The sequence below is a fragment of the Sphingobium sp. LSP13-1-1.1 genome (assembly GCF_040676415.1).
Lineage (GTDB): Bacteria > Pseudomonadota > Alphaproteobacteria > Sphingomonadales > Sphingomonadaceae > Sphingobium.
The window spans coordinates 1-17,553 of record NZ_JBEGHU010000021.1 but is presented as its reverse complement, the minus strand read 5'-3'; the positions used below and the strand labels follow the sequence as shown (position 1 = coordinate 17,553).

14 protein-coding genes are annotated in these 17,553 nt (G+C 61.8%); 11 read left to right on the top strand and 3 right to left on the bottom strand.

Going from position 1 to position 17,553, the window contains the following annotated elements; all coding sequences use genetic code 11:
- Nucleotides 1-433 (bottom strand): carbon starvation CstA family protein (locus tag MRBLSP13_RS11895; protein ID WP_363754645.1); only part of this gene is annotated, 433 nt, incomplete at its 3' end.
- 351 nt (nt 434-784) lie between these two features.
- Between MRBLSP13_RS11895 and MRBLSP13_RS11890 the strand changes: the two genes are divergently transcribed.
- The 10 genes from MRBLSP13_RS11890 to MRBLSP13_RS11845 all read left to right on the top strand — a co-directional run bounded on the left by MRBLSP13_RS11890 (nt 785) and on the right by MRBLSP13_RS11845 (nt 12,886).
- Nucleotides 785-1,957 (top strand): trans-sulfuration enzyme family protein, encoded by a 1,173-nt coding sequence (locus MRBLSP13_RS11890; protein ID WP_363754643.1) that lies wholly within the window; start codon nt 785-787, stop codon nt 1,955-1,957.
- Nucleotides 1,958-1,966: 9 nt separating this feature from the next.
- A complete protein-coding gene (locus MRBLSP13_RS11885) occupies nt 1,967-3,001 on the top strand; it encodes an amino acid ABC transporter substrate-binding protein (RefSeq protein ID WP_363735880.1) in 1,035 nt (344 codons plus the stop codon).
- A complete protein-coding gene (locus tag MRBLSP13_RS11880; RefSeq protein ID WP_363735881.1) occupies nt 3,001-4,122 on the top strand; it encodes an ABC transporter permease subunit in 1,122 nt (373 codons plus the stop codon). The genes MRBLSP13_RS11885 and MRBLSP13_RS11880 overlap by 1 nt, the downstream gene beginning before the upstream one ends.
- Nucleotides 4,119-5,201, top strand: coding sequence for an amino acid ABC transporter permease (locus tag MRBLSP13_RS11875; protein ID WP_363735882.1), 1,083 nt, complete (start codon nt 4,119-4,121; stop codon nt 5,199-5,201). Before MRBLSP13_RS11880 ends, MRBLSP13_RS11875 begins: the two co-directional genes overlap by 4 nt.
- A complete protein-coding gene (locus MRBLSP13_RS11870) occupies nt 5,198-5,929 on the top strand; it encodes an amino acid ABC transporter ATP-binding protein (protein ID WP_363735883.1) in 732 nt (243 codons plus the stop codon). Before MRBLSP13_RS11875 ends, MRBLSP13_RS11870 begins: the two co-directional genes overlap by 4 nt.
- 30 nt (nt 5,930-5,959) lie before the next feature.
- Complete coding sequence (locus tag MRBLSP13_RS11865) at nt 5,960-6,403, top strand: RidA family protein (RefSeq protein ID WP_363735884.1); 444 nt, start codon at nt 5,960-5,962, stop codon at nt 6,401-6,403.
- 66 nt (nt 6,404-6,469) lie between these two features.
- Nucleotides 6,470-7,771 (top strand): aminotransferase class V-fold PLP-dependent enzyme, encoded by a 1,302-nt coding sequence (locus tag MRBLSP13_RS11860; protein WP_363735885.1) that lies wholly within the window; start codon nt 6,470-6,472, stop codon nt 7,769-7,771.
- A 37-nt stretch (nt 7,772-7,808) separates the two neighbouring features.
- On the top strand, nt 7,809-8,177 hold the full coding sequence (locus MRBLSP13_RS11855) for a c-type cytochrome (protein ID WP_363735886.1): 369 nt from the start codon (nt 7,809-7,811) through the stop codon (nt 8,175-8,177).
- Nucleotides 8,178-8,668: 491 nt separating this feature from the next.
- Nucleotides 8,669-11,296 (top strand): TonB-dependent receptor plug domain-containing protein, encoded by a 2,628-nt coding sequence (locus MRBLSP13_RS11850; RefSeq protein WP_363735887.1) that lies wholly within the window; start codon nt 8,669-8,671, stop codon nt 11,294-11,296.
- A gap of 18 nt (nt 11,297-11,314) precedes the next feature.
- A complete protein-coding gene (locus MRBLSP13_RS11845; protein ID WP_363754640.1) occupies nt 11,315-12,886 on the top strand; it encodes an amidase in 1,572 nt (523 codons plus the stop codon).
- A 4-nt stretch (nt 12,887-12,890) separates the two neighbouring features.
- Here the strand turns inward: MRBLSP13_RS11845 and MRBLSP13_RS11840 are convergent, their stop codons facing one another.
- Together MRBLSP13_RS11840 and MRBLSP13_RS11835 are read right to left on the bottom strand one after the other, a co-directional pair.
- On the bottom strand, nt 12,891-13,784 hold the full coding sequence (locus MRBLSP13_RS11840; protein WP_363735889.1) for a LysR substrate-binding domain-containing protein: 894 nt from the start codon (nt 13,782-13,784) through the stop codon (nt 12,891-12,893).
- 126 nt (nt 13,785-13,910) lie between these two features.
- Entirely contained in the window at nt 13,911-15,119 is a 1,209-nt protein-coding gene (locus MRBLSP13_RS11835; RefSeq protein ID WP_363735890.1) for an NAD(P)/FAD-dependent oxidoreductase, read from the bottom strand.
- 221 nt (nt 15,120-15,340) lie between these two features.
- Between MRBLSP13_RS11835 and MRBLSP13_RS11830 the strand changes: the two genes are divergently transcribed.
- Nucleotides 15,341-16,966, top strand: a complete 1,626-nt coding sequence (locus tag MRBLSP13_RS11830) for an L-lactate permease (RefSeq protein ID WP_363754638.1) — start codon at nt 15,341-15,343, stop codon at nt 16,964-16,966.
- Nucleotides 16,967-17,553 lie beyond the last annotated feature (587 nt).

Sequence of the window (17,553 nt, the reverse complement as noted above, 5' to 3'; positions counted from 1 at the left end):
CCAGCGACTTCCCGTCGCGGCGCATGGAGATGAAGAGGACCATGAAGTCCTGCACCGCGCCCGCCAGCACCACGCCCGCGATGATCCACAGCGTGCCGGGCAGATAACCCATCTGTGCCGCCAGCACCGGTCCCACCAGTGGCCCGGCGCCGGCGATGGCGGCGAAATGATGGCCGAACAGCACGGTGCGGTCGGTCGCGACATAATCCAGCCCGTCGGCGCGCCGGATCGCGGGCGTCGGCCGCGCCGGATCGAGCCGCATCACATGGCGGGCGATGTAGAGCGCATAATAGCGATAGGCGACGAGGAAGCTGCTGACCGCCGCCACCACGATCCACAGGGCATTGACCGGCTCACCCCGCGACACTGCCACCACCGACAGCGCCACCGCGCCCACAATCGCTATCACTATCCAGGGAAGATGACGGGTCACTCCCATTCTCCTAATGGTTTATGGCTTTGTTTGGAGGAGCTTCGTTGCCAATGACGATATAGCGTGGCGACCCGGAAAGCGCCCTCTGGCTCGGACCGACCGGCACGAGCGGGCACAGTGCCGTCATCCCATGGGAATGCAATTGACCTTCGTGCACAACTATATGCTTGATTGTTATGCCGTGCCGGCTTTCGTTGCGGACATGTCCGGTCCGGCTGTGGACATATTCCAGACATGTCAGGGAAAGACGGGCCGAATCGACCTATAACATTTGCGCATGAAGCTCCAACATGTCGATAATTGAGATCATTGGAGAGACGTTCCATTGTCCTTCTGCATATGAGGAAGGCTATGAAGGATCTGACAAAAGTCGTTCATCATCCGCAGGTGGATCAAAAAGGCTTCGTCAGTCTTGCCGTGCCGACCTATCGTGCTTCCACCATCGTCTTCGATACGGCGCGGGACTACGCAGAACGCAAGCAGCGGGGACCGGACGGCTATACCTATGGGTTGAACGGCACACCCACCACGAAGACGCTGGAAGCGCAGCTCAGCGATCTGGAGCAGGCCGAGCGCACGCTCATCCTTCCTTCGGGCCAGGCCGCGATAGCGATCCTTTTCCTCGCCGTGCTCAATCCGGGCGACACGGTCCTCATTCCCGACAATATCTATCCGCCCGTCCGGGCGCTGTGCGCCGACTTCCTGGCGGCCCGCGGAATTGGCCACCGCATCTATCCACCGATGGCGGGAAGCGCGATCGAGGATTTCATCGATGACAGCGTCAAGCTGATCTGGACCGAGTCCCCCGGTTCGGCGACGATGGAGGTGGGCGATCTGCCTGCGATCGTTGCCGTGGCGCAGGCGCGCGGCATCTTCACCGGCTGCGACAATACCTGGGCGACGCCGCTGCTGTTCAAGCCGCTCGCCATCGGCATGGATTTCGTGATGGAGGCGCTCACCAAATATGTCGGCGGCCATTCCGACATATTGCTGGGTTCGCTCAGCATGCGCGACCTGCACTGGCACCAGCGCTTGCGCGACTGCGCGAACATGTTGGGAATCGGTGTGTCGCCCGACGATTGCGCGCTCGCCCTGCGCGGGATCGAGACATTGGGCGTGAGGATCGCCCATATAGGCAAGGTGTCTACCGACTTCGCCTGGCGAATGCGCGATCATGCGGCGGTCGCCCAAGTGCTTCACCCGGCCTTGCCCGACTGCCCCGGCCATGCGCACTGGCTGCGCGATTTTCGCGGAGCCAGCGGGGTGTTCAGTATCGCGCTTCAGCCGGCGCTGGACGATCATGTCGACGACACGCTGGCGGAGCTGCGCATCTTCGCCATTGGGGCGTCCTGGGGAGGGACCCGCAGCCTGATCGCCCCGATGGCGATCCAGGAGCGGCTTGGTCCGCCAGACGGTAGGCAAGGGCGCTTGTTGCGTATTAGTATCGGGCTGGAAGACCCCGACGAACTGTGGGAGGATTTGGTGCATGTGCTCGACAGCCTCCTCGACCGCGGACCTGTTTGAGGAATAGGAATGCACGCAGCGTCCGCCGCCTTTGCTTTGCTGTTCGTCTTGCTTGCTGGATGCGGGGGGCAATCCAGTGCGCTCCGTCAAACCGGCATGGGTGAAACGCTGCGCGAAGTGCGCGCGCGCGGCTATGTGAGGTGCGGCGCAGGCAAGGACACGCTCGGCTTCAGTGCCCCCGACGCCGGCGGGCAATGGAGGGGGCTTGACGTCGACACATGCCGCGCGGTGGCGGTCGCCGCGCTGGGTAATCGGGACAAGGTCAGGTTCGTGCCGTTGACCGGGCAGCAGCGGATCACCGCCTTGCTAACGGGGGAAATCGATGTGCTGCCCCGCACGACCACATGGACGCTACAAAGAGATGCCGGCGGGGTCAACTTCACCATTCCCAACTATTATGACTATACTGCCTTCATGCTTCGCCGGGGTAGCGGGGCCAGGGAGCTGCGTGATTTGGTTGGTGCCTCGATCTGCATGCAGACGGGGTCGCTGACGGAGATCGTCTTTGCCGACCTGTCCCGCAGCCATGAGCTCCAATTGCGGCCCGTGATCTTCGACAATGTGCAAAGCACGCGACAGGCCTTTCTGGCGCGCCGCTGCGATGCGCTGATGACTGACGCGTCGGCTCTGGTTGCCTTGCGTGCGACCAACGCCTCCGAAGACTATATCATCATTCCCGCCAGTGCCGACATCTCGCCGCTGACGCCGGCTGTGCGCCATGGCGACGACCAATGGTTCGACATCGTGAAATTCGCCATCGAGGCGACGATCGTCGCCGAGCATCTGGGCATTGGGCGCGCCAATGTGGACAGCATGTTGGGGTCGCGCGACCCGGCCATCAAGCGCTTTCTGGGGGTGGAGCCGGGCAATGGCCGAGCATTGGGGATAAGCGACGATTTCGCCTATCAGATCGTCAGGCAGATCGGCAATTACGGCGAGATCTATGACGACAATCTGGGGCGGAGTAGCGGCCTCAACATCCCGCGCGGCGTCAATCGCCTGCGCCGGGACGGCGGCCTGATGCTGCCGATCGGATTTTATTGATGAAGCGCGGGCCAAGGCAGAGCTGGCGCTGGTGGCTGCCGCAGCTGCTGTTGATGGTTGCCCTGGTCGCCTTCGCCGCGGGGCTGGGATTGATGCTGGCCGCGAACATGGCCGAGCGCGGAATGACGGCCGATTTCGCTTTCCTGGGCAACACAGCTCGCTTTCCGATCGCGGAATCGCTCCTGCCCTATTCGCCGCTGGACAGCTTCGCCTGGGCGTTCGTCGTCGGGCTAGGCAACACATTGTTCCTGACGCTGCTCGTCATTCTGCTCTCGACGCTGGTGGGCGTGCCCGTCGCGCTGGGCCGGCGGTCGCACCACATGCTTGCCCACAACCTGGCGGGCGCCTTCATCAACCTGCTGCGCAACACGCCGCTCGTGGTGCAACTGCTCTTCTGGTACGGCGTCCTGACGATCGGCCTACCGCCCTCACAGGAGGCGCTTCAGCCATTACCGGGCGTTTTTCTGACCGATCGGGGGCTGTATTTCACGAGCTTCGGCATCACCGGAACCGCTCTGCCGATGGTGGCCACGGTCATCGGCGGGCTGCTGCTGACGGCGATATTGGCTTGGCGGGGGCGGCTGCACCAGGCCAGTCTCGCGACATTGAGCACCGTGCTGGTCGCCACCGCGATCTGGTTCGCGCTCGATCTGGGGATCGAACGGGACATGCCCCGGCTTGGTCGCTACAATGTAGAGGGCGGCTTGACCCTGACGCCGGAATTCATGGCTGTGCTGGTGGGGTCGGTGCTCTATGCCAGCGCCTTTGCCGCCGAGATCGTCCGCGGCGGCATAGAGGCCGTCCCGGCGGGCCAGTGGGCGGCCTGTCGCGCCATGGGCCTGACGGATCGGCAGAGCCTGCGCACCGTCATCGTGCCGCAGGCGCTCAGGATCATGGTCCCGCCGATGACCAGCCAGTTCATCAACATCCTCAAAAATTCCACCCTGGCACTGGTCGTGGGCTACCCAGAGCTCAACTTCATCGCGAACACCAGCATGAACCATACCGGCCAGGCGTTGGAAAGCGTGGGCTTGCTGATGCTAGTCTTCCTCGTCCTTGCTGCCACGATTTCCCTGCTCATGAACCGGCTCAACCGCCACGCGGCGAGGTGGGCGCAATGAATTATCTCCAGATCGAGCCGGAAGCCGTTCGCCTCGCTCCCGTCCGTGCGAAGGGCGATCCGTGGCGATCGATGGTCGGCAGCGTCGCCCATCTGCTGACCACGCTGGTCATCATTGTCGTTGCGATGCGCGCCATACCCCCCCTGCTGGCCTGGGGCTTTACCCAGGGCATTTGGGAGGGGGATGGAGAGGCCTGCCGCAACGCGGGCGCCTGCTGGGCCTTTCTGCGCGTGAAGATGCCGTTCATCCTGTTCGGCATCTACCCGGAGGCGGAACAATGGCGGCCGATGCTGGTGGTCAGCCTGTTTATCGGCCTGACGCTCTGGACGATGCCCCGGACACACTGGGCGCGGGGGACGCTGCTGGGCTGGGCGATCGGTCTGGTTCTGGCGCTGCTCCTCATGGCCGGCGGCCTTCCGGGACTGACGCCGGTGCCGACCTCCTCCTGGGGCGGGCTTCCGATCACCCTGCTGCTCACGATCCTTTCGCTGGCGATGGGTTTCCCGCTGGGCGTGGCGCTGGCCTTGGCGCGGCGGTCGAACATGCCCGTCTTCCGCTGGGCCGCAACCGCCCTTATCGAAGTCGCGCGCGGCCTTCCGCTCCTGACGTTGCTGTTCATCGCCGCCGTCATGACCCCGTTGCTTCTGCCGGCTGGGCTCGCGCTCGACCATCTGCTGCGGGCATTGATCGTCTTCACCTTCTCGTCTGCCGCCTATATCGCAGAGGTCGTCCGCGGTGGGCTTCAGGGGCTTCCGCACGGCCAGGCTGAGGCGGCTCATGCTCTGGGCCTGCGCCGGCACGACATCCTGCTGACGGTTATCATTCCGCAGGCCGTGCGGAAGGCGCTGCCCCCGCTCACCAGCACGATCATCGTCATTATCAAGAATACCAGCCTTGTCATGGTGGTCGGTCTGTTCGACCTGCTCAGCGCCGGCCGACTGGTGCTAAGCGATCCGGCTTGGCCCATGCCCTACGCGGAAACCTATCTGATCATCGCGCTCATCTATTTCGCGATCTGCTACGGTTTTGCCCGCTACGCCCTTCACCTGGAACGGACGGTCGGGGAGGGCAAGCCATGAGCCTCATCACGCTGTCGGGCGTTCATAAATGGTATGGCCCCTATCATGCCCTGCGCAACGTCTCGTTGAACGTCGCTTCGGGCGAAAAGATCGTGATCTGCGGGCCGTCGGGGTCGGGCAAGTCGACCTTCATCCGCTGCATCAACGGGCTGGAGCAGCCTGATGAGGGGCGGATCGTTATCGGCGAGGATGTGCTTTGCGATGATCCCCGCACATTGCGCCGCATCCGCACGCGCGTCGGTATGGTGTTTCAGGATTTCAATCTCTTCCCCCATCTTTCGATCCTGCAAAATTGCATGCTGGCGCCGATGAAGGTGAAGCATATGGATGCGCGTGAGGCAGAAGTGCTCGCCCGTGACCTGCTCGCCCGCGTTCACATCGCCGATCAGGCGAACAAATTTCCGCGCCAACTGTCGGGTGGGCAGCAGCAGCGGGCGGCGATCGCGCGTGCCCTGTGCATGCAGCCCAAAGCCATGTTGTTCGACGAACCGACCTCCGCCCTAGATGCCGAGATGGTCAAGGAAGTTCTGGATATCATGAAGACTTTGGCGTCCGATGGAATGACAATGCTCTGCGTGACGCACGAAATGGGTTTCGCGCGCGAAGTCGCCGATCGGATTGTCTTCATGGATGAAGGCCAGATCATCGAAATCGCCGAACCGACCCGATTTTTCAACAATCCGGGGCACGTGCGCACGCGCGCCTTTCTGGGACAAATTCTTCGATGAGGAGATATTATGCTTCGTATAGCCAATAGGTTGGCTGAACTGGGAATCGTGCTGCCTGAACAGTCGGCGCCGGTTGCCAACTATATTCCCTACACGCTTTCGGGCCGGGTCGTTCATGTGTCCGGGCAATTGTCGAAAGGCCCAGGTCGCGAAGTGAAAGGGACGGTCGGCGTCGATGTCGACAGGGCGCAGGCCGTGCAGGGCGCGCGCCTGTGTGCCATCAACCTTGTGGCGCAATTCCGTGCGGCCTGCGGCGGCGACCTTGACCGGGTGGTGCGCGTGCTACGGTTGGGCGGCTATATCCAGGCCGGCCCGACATTCGATGCCATCTCCACGGTGATGAACGGCGCATCGGACCTGATGGTGGAGATTTTTGGCGATCGTGGACGCCATGCCCGATCTGCGATCGGCGTGTACCGTTTGCCGCTGAATTACGCAGTCGAGGTCGATGCGGTCATTGAAATCCGCGTCTGATTTCACCCTTTTCCCGACGTGAGGTTACCTGACCAACGTCATCGATATTTCTTAGGAGTCCATGAAATGACCAATCGACGGCAGTTTCTTGCCGGGGCTGGCCTAGCTTCCTTCGCCAGCCTGCTCACCTCCCCCATGGCCCTCGCCCAAGGCGCAGAGGCGCCATTGCCGCCGCCGGCCGACTTCGGCGATATGCAGAAATGGCTCTCATCCTTTTACGATGTCGATAGGTCGATCGTGAATTTCGATGCCGCCTATTATGGCGCGATGACCAAGTCGGTTCATTCGGCCTATCTGGAAAAGGTCGCCTGGGTTAATCATTATAACTCCACCTTCCTGCGTAGCGGCGTGCCCCGCATTCCGCGCGACCGCGAACTCGACAAGTCCCGCGAAGCGGTGGCCACGATGATCGGCGCCACAGCGGAGGAGGTGGCCCTCAGCGCCGGCGGCACGGAAGGCCTCTATGCCCTGATCACGAACTATGCCCTACTCAAGGCCGGCGACGCGGTGATCTATTGCGACGTTGATTATGACGAAATGCAATATGCCATGGACTATCTGGAGCAGAGCCGCAGCGTCCGTGTCGTGCGCTTCTCACTGCCCGAACCCCACAGCCGTGCCAATATTTTGGCAGCCTATGAAAAGATACTCAAGGACACGCCCCGCGCCAAGCTGCTGCTGCTGACGCATGTCTCTAATCGCAACGGGCTGATCCCGCCCGTCCGCGAAATCGTCGCCATGGCGAAGGCGCGCGGCGTCGACGTCATTCTCGACAGCGCGCAGGCGGTGGGCCAGATGCCCTTCGACATAAAGGCGACCGGCGCCGACTTTATCGGCTTTTCGCTCCACAAATGGCTTGCCGCGCCGCTCGGAACCGGTGGCATCTATATTCGCAAGGACCGGTTGAAAGACATCCACCCTTGGCTGGGCAATCGGATTCATGCGGCCGATGACATCCGGTCGCGCATTCCGACCGGCACTGTAGACTTTGCTGCGCGGCTGGCCATTCCCGCCGCCGTCGACGTGCAAAATCGCATCGGCATCGAGCGAAAATTCACCCATCTGCGCGCGTTGCGCGATTATTGGACCAGCCGGGTTCGGGACATTCCAGGCGTCACGTTGATGTTGCCGGAAGATCGGGACAATTATGGAGCGATCGGCGCCTTCCGCCTGCCGGGCACGAACAGCATCGAGAAGGCCAGGGCCGCGCAGGCGCTGTTCGTTGAGAAGCATAAGCTGCTGGTCGTCGCTAAGGCCGGGCTGACATCGGGTGCAGTACTTCGCGTGACGCCTGCGCTTTTCAACACGTCGGGCGAACTGGATCGACTTGTAGGTGCAATCCGCCAGGAAGTCCGCACCTTTGCCTGAAGCCAGATCGCGGACCTTTTTGAATTTGGAGATGCTGATGATTTCTTTCCTTCAGCGGGGCAGTGTCTTGCCCGCCCTCGCTTTTGCGCTGTTCCCAGCTTCGGCGGTCGCCCAGGATGGCGGCACGCTGTTCAAGAGCCGCTGCGCCATCTGCCATTCGGTCGAGCCGGGCGGGAAATCCACCCTTGGGCCGAATTTGTCGGGCATTGCGGGCCGCGCCGCGGCAAGCGGTTCCTACACCTATTCCTCTGCGCTGAAGAAGGCGAACATCCGATGGGATGCACGTAGTCTCGAACTGTGGCTGGCTGGTCCCAGCAAGATGGTGCCGGGATCGAAGATGGTGATGGCCGTTGCCAATGCGGGCGAACGCAAGAAGATAGTGTCATACCTCGCCACCCTCAAATAACGATCTCGTGCGGGGTAGGGCGATGGCAGCCGAACGCGGCCGCCATCGCCCCTTTTTTATGATCGCGCGATCCAGCTGTGCCATCCACCCATAATTTCTATGCATAGACTCGTTCCAAGAGGTCACTTGTTCTGCGCATCCAGAGGATCAAGATAAGCACAGCAGAACGACATGAGAAAGCCTTCAGCATCTTAGCGAATGCTGGCGTTCTGCTGCAGGAGGCACGCAGCCCATTGGAGGTATCATGCTGAGACGATGATGTTTCAGGACCGATGTGGGTATTTTGCTGTGCCATGGCCCGGATTGCGTGAGCCATCGTTGGCTCAGGCATTCGCGCGCAAGCTGATCGTCAAAAGCCGATCGCATCGGGCCATCTGAAAATGACGCTGCCGCATCCGCTGCCTCGGCGGGACGGCACGCTATGACGGCAGGCGGTGAAAGCCTATCGTCAGTCGTCTCGCGTAGACCGGGGATCAGGGAGAAAATATACAATGATACGATATACCCGCCATCTAGCTTTGACGACAACTGCGCTGCTCGCGACGGCTAGCCTCCTGCCCTTCCAGGCAGCCCAGGCGCAGGAGTCCGTTGCGCAGGATGATCAGGGCGGTCAGGAAATCGTGGTCACGGGGTCGCGCTTCGGCAGCCGTTCGACGGCCGAATCCGTCGCGCCGGTCGACTTCATCGGCGCAGAGGAACTCAGCCGCGGCGGTCGCCCCGAAGTGCAGGAAATGCTCAAGGCGTCGGTCCCCAGCTTCAGCACGCCGCGCCCCAGTGCATCGGGCGTTGGCGATTTCACTACGCCGCCGACCTTGCGCGGCCTCTCGACTGGCCAGCTGCTGGTCCTCGTCAACGGCAAGCGTCGTCACTCCTCCGGCGATCTCAGCACCAGTAACGGCATCGGCCGTGGCGATGTAGCCTATGACTTCAACTCCATTCCCAGCATGGCGCTCAGTCATGTGGAAATCCTGCGCGACGGTGCTTCGGCCCAATATGGTTCCGATGCGATTGCAGGCGTCATTAACCTGACGCTCGACAAAACGGCGGGCGTAAAGGGCAAGATTTCGTCCGGTATCACCAAGGAGGGTGACGGCGAATATATCGATGTGGGGGCCAGCGTCGGTCTGCCGGTTTGGAACGGCGGCGTCATTCGCGCGACTTTCCAGTATCAGAACCATGCCGGCACCAACAGGGCCGTCACCGATACCCGTCAGCAATATTTCGGCCGGAATGCCAATGGCACGCTGGTGCTGCCCTCCAATTTCTACGGCTCGGGCGTTGGCTTGACCCCGTCGGCGGGCACGCTCGACCCGCGCGAGGCGACGACTGACCGCGACACCTCGCGGGAAGGGAACTCCTCATATGAGATGAAGTCGATCTTCCTCAATGCGGAGATCCCGACCAACGAAGGCGGCGCGACTTTCTACGGTTTTGGCGGATATAGCGATCTGGACGGCAGGACGCCCTTCTTCTTCCGTCGCCCGGGCCAGGACCAGACGGTCCGTGCCCTCCATCCCGACGGTTATATCCCCTATGGCAATATCCGCCTGCGCAACGTGTCAGCAACCGGCGGGCTGCGCGGCGACGACATTGCCGGCTTCACCTGGGATATTTCGACCAGCTATGGCAAGAGTCTGATCGACTCCACGAACAGCAACACCAACAATGTCTCCTTCGGTGCGAATGGCCCGACCACCATTTATCTGGGGTCGATGCGCTATGATCAGTGGACCAACAACCTCGACCTGACCCGTCAGTTCGACATGGGCGATGGCAGCCCGCTGAAGCTGGCCGTGGGCGCGGAATATCGCGAGGAAACCTATCGCCTGATCGCCGGTGAGCCGGCGAGCTACGCCAATGGCGGCGCGCCGATCCTAGACGGTCCCAATGCCGGACGGGTCGCCCCGGTCGGTGTGCAGCCGACGCCGGGCATCAGCCCGCTCGATGAGACCTTCGGCAAACGGAACAGCAAGGCGATCTATGCCGAACTGGAAAAGGAATTCTTCGGCCGGCTGACGCTCGATGGCGCTGTCCGGCATGAGAATTTCTCCGACTTCGGCAGCACCACGAACTACAAGATTTCAGGCCGCTTCGAACTGCTCGAGCCGCTTGCCATCCGTGGCTCGTTCAGCACCGGCTTCCGCGCCCCGCATCTTGCGCAGAGCTTCTTCAACTCCTCGACCACCAACTTCATCAATGGCGCGCCGGTCCTGATCCGAAACCTGCCGACGCAGAGCCAGGCCGCGCGGCTGATCGGCGCATCGGACCTAAAGCCTGAAAAGTCGAAGAACCTGTCTGCGGGTGTCGTGTTCAAGCAGGGCGGAATGACGATCACGGCCGATGCCTATCAGATCAAGCTGAAGGACCGCATCGTCCAGTCGTCCGTGTTCCAGGATGTGCGCGTGACGAACCTTCTGGCCGGGAATGGCATCACCGGCATCGGTGCCGCCAGCTACCTGACCAACGCGATCGATACCACCACACGGGGTATCGACGTGACGCTGACCGACAAGTTCGATCTGGGCAATCTGGGCACCCTGTCCGTCCTGCTGGCAGGCAATTATAACAAGACCAGCTTCGACCATATCGCAGGCACGCCGCCCGCACTGGCTGCGCTGGGCATCACCACGCCCTTGCTCGATTTGACACAGCAGGTCCGCATCTCGGACAGCCAGCCACGGTCGAAGATCGTCATGAACTTGAATTGGACGTCGGGAGATTTCTCCTTCGGTGTGACGAACACCTATTATGGCAAGGTGTCGGCCGTGGCCTTTACGACGCTGACTCCGGCTCAGATCGCCGCGGTGACGCCGGGCTATGACGTCACATTGGTTCCGGTGTCGCCCACCAGCGCCAATTCCCAGGTGATCCAGCATTTCAAGGGCAAACTGATTACGGATATCCAGGCATCCTATGACATCACGCCCGCCATCAACGTGACCGCCGGCGTCAACAATCTGTTCGACATCTATCCGACGGAAAATCTGCGTTCGACCATCGCCAGCGTCGCGGCGGGCACCAACGGGTCGGACAATGGCGGAACCTTCCCCTATAATGCGATCTCGCCCTTCGGGTTCAACGGAATGTCCTTCTTCGCCTCCCTTGGCTTCCGTTTCTAAAGGACGGCGGGTTTCCCGATGCGTGTCACGGTGAGGGGCAGCTACCCCTGTTTGCTCCTCATGGTTGCGACGTCGGTCGGGCAACCCACCTCCGCACTGCCGGCCGCATCGTCGCAAGGCGGTGCGGCCGATGGTGACATTGTCTTGATTGGGGCGGAACTGAAACGGGGCGGGACCAACTGCCGCCAACTGGTCGAAACCTATCTCGACCGCATAGCACGCACAGACGATCGTCTGCACAGCATCGTCGCAGTCAACCGCAAGGCGAGGGCGGAGGCGGGGCGGATCGACCGGCTCTCCTCGCATGAGCGTCAAGCCCTCCCGCTCCCTTGCGTGCCCCTTCTGGTCAAGGACAATATCGACGTCGAAGGCATGCCGACCACGGCGGGATCGGTTGCGCTGCGGCGGAACGTGGCGCCGCGCGATGCCGCTGCCGTCGCCACGCTCCGGCGAGCGGGGGCGATCATTCTGGCGAAGACAAACATGTCGGAATTCGCCTTCAACTATCGCGGCCGCTCCTCCGTGCGGGGGCAGACGCTCAGTCCTTTTTCTCCTGAAGAAAGCGCAGGCGGTTCCTCCTCCGGTAATGCGTCGGCGCTGGCGGCGGGATTGGGCGTGGTGGCGCTGGGAACGGACACGTCCGGTTCCCTGCGCGTGCCCGCCGCGCTGACCGGGACGATCGGCCTGCGTCCAACCTTCGGAACCATGCCCATGGACGGGGTGGCGCCGCTCAGCCCCTCGCAGGACATTATCGGCCCCATGTGCCGCCATGTGGCGGATTGCCGACGGGTGTTGGACGTACTGCGGCCGGACATGGCGCAACCGGGCGCGGCGGACCCCTTGCGCGGGCTGCGGGTCGGCATTCTTTCAACATTGATGCGCCCCGACGGCGCGCCTGAGCGCGGTGCACTCGCCGCGCTGCGCGACGCGGGCGCGCAAGTGCGCGATATGGCGCTTCGCGACCAACTCGTGCTCGTCGGGCTAGAGGCCCCGGCGGGCGAGGAAGCGCGCTTCGCTAGCCGTTCGGTCTTCGACTTCCCCGCGGTCATGGACGCCTATCTGCCCGCGCGCCGTCATGTTCCGGGAGGTGCGGACAGCCTGCTCCTGCGACTGAAACAACTGGAAGCGCAGGGCCGCACCGATCCGAAGGTGGTGGAGGATGTCGCCAAGTTCGCAGCCAACCGGGAGGGGGCGGCCGGCGACCCCCGCTATCGCATCAATGGGGAGCGGTTTCGCGATCCCTATGTCGCGGGCCGCATCGACGAAGCTTTCGCCTGCGATGAAGGCGGTTCCTGTTCCGACATCCTCGTCTATGCCTCGGTCCAGCATGTCGCCGCGGCGGCGGCAGATGGCCCGGACACTGGAGGCACGCACCGCCTGGCCGCTTATTCGGGGCGGCCCGCCATTGCCTTCCCCGTCGGCAGCGAGATGACGGTGGCGGGACCGCGGCCCGTCTCTCTTGAAATCATGGGCCGTCCGGGTAGCGAGCGGCAGCTGCTGGCGATTGTGCAGGCCTGGCAGGCACTCTTGCCTCTGCCGCACCCGCGCCCTTGTGCGAGCGGCGATGCGGTCCTGTGCCTAACCCCGTAAAGCGTCAGCGGCACGAACTGATGCGCAGGGCGTCGTTGAGCGCCGTCGTGAACTCTCGCACCAGCCTGGCGCGCTGGGCGTCGGGACGGAAAAGGATATAGGATTTGAAATAGACGGCCGGTTCATAAGGCTTGATCACAAGCCCGCGTTTCTCGAACCCGTCGGCCGCCGCAGGATTGACCAGCCCCATGCCCACGCCCTCCAGCGCCAGCGCGCAGACGGTCAGGGATGCCGGCGTCTCGACCACGATGTTGGGGTGCGCGCCGACCGCGTCGAAGCTGTCGGTCATGCGCGCGCGCGCCCGATCCTCCGGGGCCAGCGCAATGAACGCCATATTATGGACGTCTTGCGCGCGGATGATGTCGCGGTCTGCCAGCGGGTGATCTGGCGGCATGACGCACACGGCGCGAACGCTCTGGAAAATACTGTGATCGACGCCCGACAGGTCGACTTCATCCGCTGCAAGCCCGATATCGAACTGCTGATTGGCGACATGGTCGCGCACGGCGGCCGAGGACAGGATCTGGAGCGTGATGGAGACCTGGGGGTTGGCTTCCCTGAACCGCTGCACGGCGCGCGGCACAAGGGTGGAACCGAGCGCGGCCAGGCTGGCGACGCGCAGGCTGCCTGAACCGAAATCCCTGATCCGCGCTGCCGACGCGCGCAGGCTGTCCAGCCCGGTGAAGGCGTTGGTGACGTCGCGGAAGAACAACTGGCCTTCGGGCGTGGGGATGAGCCGCCCCTTGACCCGGTCGAACAGGGCAAAGCCGATGCGATGCTCCAGTTCCGATACGGCGCGGCTGACGGCCGGCTGGGTGATACTGAGCAACTCGGCGGCGCGCGATGCCGATCCGCCGACCATCAAAGCCCTGTAGATTTCAAGCTGGCGGAAATTCATGGGCCGTTTGCAGCCTTATGCGATAGGAATGACCGTCATAGACGCCATCGGTCCGCCGATGCAACCGGGCCGTGCCCCCCCTTTGCGCTGCAAGGCCGGGCATAGCCATCCAGCGCATGCAGGAAATCAGGCCTTGATATAGCGGGTCGGCCGATAGGGAGCCAGGATCGGCGTCTGCGACCCTGTCATGATTTCCTGCGCGGCATAACGGCCCAGGATGGGCGCCAGCGTGATGCCACTATGAGTCACGACGACATAGACGCCGCCAGCGCCGGGGACCGGTCCGATAATCGGGCGATTGTCGAGCGGATAGGGGCGGAAACCGAGCAATATTTTGGTGGGCTTCGCCTCAGCGATCGCCGGCATGTATTCGGCGGTGCGGGCGATCAGCATCTCACCATGGTGCTGCTTCAGGAAGTCGCTGGGATAATCCATCTGTCGCTGCAGGATTTCGGCATGTTGGGGCAGGTCGGGCGGGCCGCTGGTGAAGCTGGTCAGGAAGCGGCCATCGGCATATTGCTTGAACTCGATGATGCTGGACGCCTCGAACACCTGCTTGGTGATGACGGAGCGCGGAGTGGTATGCACGACCAGGCCGGGCTTGTGCGCCAGCTTGAGCTCGCGTCCGACCAGCGCCATGATCTGCGGCGTATCCGTACCGGTCGCGCTGACCAGCTGGTCGAGCGCAAAGTCTCCCTTGGTCGTCTTGACGCCGACTACCCGGCCTTCCCGCATCGTGACGGCGGTGACCTGGCAGGGATAGACGATCTTCGCGCCATGGCGCTTGGCCGCGGCGAGATACCGCTGCGTGGCAAAGACCGGATCGACATGGCCGTCCTTGAAGGTCTGGAAGGCTAGCTTGACATTGTCCCCGGGGACGACGCCCGGCGTCACCTTGGTGATTTCCGGCCCGGTCAGATAGCGCGGCGGATCGTCCGTCGCCTGCAGCAATGTGGCCTTTTCCTGGAGCGAGGCCCTCTTGTTTTCATAGGCCCAGCTGGTGGAGCCTCCCCAGATCGCCCTCATGCCCCATTGCCGATCATCCTCCAGCCAGGCCTTCATGCTTTCCAGCCGCAGCTTCATATAATGCGCGTCATTGACGACCGGATTGATCCAGGCGACCGAGTTTCGGGTCGCCCCGCTGGCCGGTGCCTCCTTTTCAAAAACTATGACATCGGCGCCGGAGTGGGCCAGTTGCGCTGCGATCGAGGCGCCGATGATGCCGCCGCCGATCACGCCGATCCGCGGCTTGCGCCCGTGGGCGAGCAACCCCGTGGAATGGAGGGCCGCTGTGGCCGCTAGTCCCCCCAGAAATGTCCGGCGCCGAAAGGTCATGATATCATCTCCAATGCGATTGGACTGATGCTATTTTCGCGGAACATTAAAGTCAGCTAATGATTTTGCCTAGCTCCATGCAATTTTCTTATAGGGTGTGCGCCCTCCTCCCGTCACGGTGGCACTATTATTCAATATGATCGATCGATGCCTTGCATTTATAGTGGCAATTGTTTCCTTGTATTGGCTCTATTTATCCAAATAATCGCGCTGAAATATAAATGGTGCGGAGTGGGTGGATGTTTCGTCAATTGATCACTCCGGTGGCCGACAGCTTACCGGCATCATTCCTGATCGCGACCATCCCCATCGCAACCGTTCTGGTGTTTCTAGGAATAATGCGACGTCCTGCATGGCAAGCCTCAGCGGCAGGATTGGTGGTCGCGCTGTTGCTGGCGACAACCATTTGGGAACTGCCCTTGGGCATCGCGCTGAACAGCATCGCGGCCGGCGCGACCTTTGCCGCCTGGCCGGTGATGTGGATCGTCGTCAATGCGCTGTTCCTCTACAATATCACTGTCGCCTCCGGTCATTTCGCGGCGTTCCGCAACTGGATGATCGCGCATCTTCCCGATGACCGCCGTGTGGTGCTGGTCGTCGTCGGCTTCTCCTTCGGTTGTCTGCTGGAGGGTATTGCCGGCTTCGGGGCGCCGATCGCGATCACCAGTGCCCTGCTGATCATGCTCGGCTTCGGTGCGCTGGAGGCGGTGACCTTCACCCTGATCTTCAATACCGCGCCAGTGGCCTTCGGCGCGCTGGGATCGCCGGTGATCACGTTGAGCGCGGTCACCCAGTTGAGCGATGTTGCGCTGGGCGCCATGATCGGCAGGCAACTTCCCTTTATCGCCTTCATCCTGCCCTTTTACGTCATGATCGCCTATTGCGGCGTGCGCGGATTGAAGGCTGTTTGGCCCGTTCTGGCGGTATCGGGCGGCTCCTTTGCGCTGATGCAGTTCATATCCTCGAACATGCTAGGCTATGCCCTAACGGATGTCCTCTCTTCCCTGACCTCCCTGGCGCTGACATTGGCCTTCGTCAAGATTTGGAGACCGGCACCCGACCCGGAATTCATCCTTACCTACCGCCAGAAAACGACGGAAAACAGTGGGGAAGCATCCCGTTCCCCATGGCAAGGCTGGGTGCCTTGGAGCATCCTGTCGGTTGTCGTTATCCTTTGGGTCCATTTCGAGGTAAATCTGTTCGGTCAAGTGCAATTGTCCTGGCCTGGCCTTCATGACCAAGTCTTCATCACCACTTACGATCGCCCCTATGCGGCGGTCTGGACGTTCCAACCGCTGGCGACCGGTACAGCGATAATGGCGGCGACGTCCCTGTTCATGCTGCTGTGCCGCCTTTCGCCGCGGCAGATCTGCGTGGCCTTACTGTCCACGGTGGTTCAGGTCCGCTTCTCCTTTCTGACGACAGTGTTGATCGTTGGCCTTGCCTATCTGATGAATTATTCTGGCATCACCTATACGCTCGGCATCGGCGTCGCGTCCGTGGGGTTGTTCTTTCCGCTGATCTCGCCCTTTCTCGGCTGGCTCGCGGTCTTCCTTTCGGGTAGTGACACGTCGGGTAACGCGTTGTTCGGCAATCTTCAGGTGGTCGCCGCGCGCAAGCTAGATCTGGACCCTGTTCTCATGGCGGCAACCAACGCTTCAGGCGGCGTCATGGGAAAAATGATTTCGCCGCAGAATATTTCAACCGGAACCTCGACGACAGAATTGCGCGGACAGGAAGGAAATGTTCTTTCCAAAACATTTTGGCACAGCGTATTCCTGACCTTCCTGCTGGGTCTGATCGTCGTCGTTCAGCAGTTCCTGACGCCATGGATTATTCCCCACTAAATGTCACAGCCTGCCGTATTCCCCTGCCGGCTTGGAAAGAGGCGAAAACAGGGACAGTTGGAGCATCATGCAGTCGGACCAGACTCGAGAATTTTACCGCTTAGGAAGGACTGGTGATGGCCACTGTATCGGCGTTGTCCTCTCTGTTGATTCGGCTGTCCCCTCATGCAATTTGCGAAATGTGCATTGCAGACCGGCTGGAACTCAGTTTTCCCGGGCAAGCGAACGCCATCGTCGGACGACTCAATCCCGATGACGGCTATGAACGGTTCAAGGGCCCCTGCGCTCTTTGCGGTATGACATGGCTCGTCACCCGTTTCTTGCAAAGAGATTGCCATAGGGGTCCGGCATGAAGGGGCGCCCCTCCAGCTTTCAAACCGGCGAACATGCCTAGCACTACTTTGGCAGAAGTGCGGACGGAGGTCTGGTGAGGCTACATCGGGGATCGCACTACGACCTGTGAACCGCCCCGGGATTGCCGGAGGCCCTAACTCCTGAGAGGTAGGGTCTAAGATGAGCAAGACAACGAACAAGTTTGCACCGGAGGTGCGCGAGCGGGCAGTCCGCCTGGTGCTGGACCAAGAAGC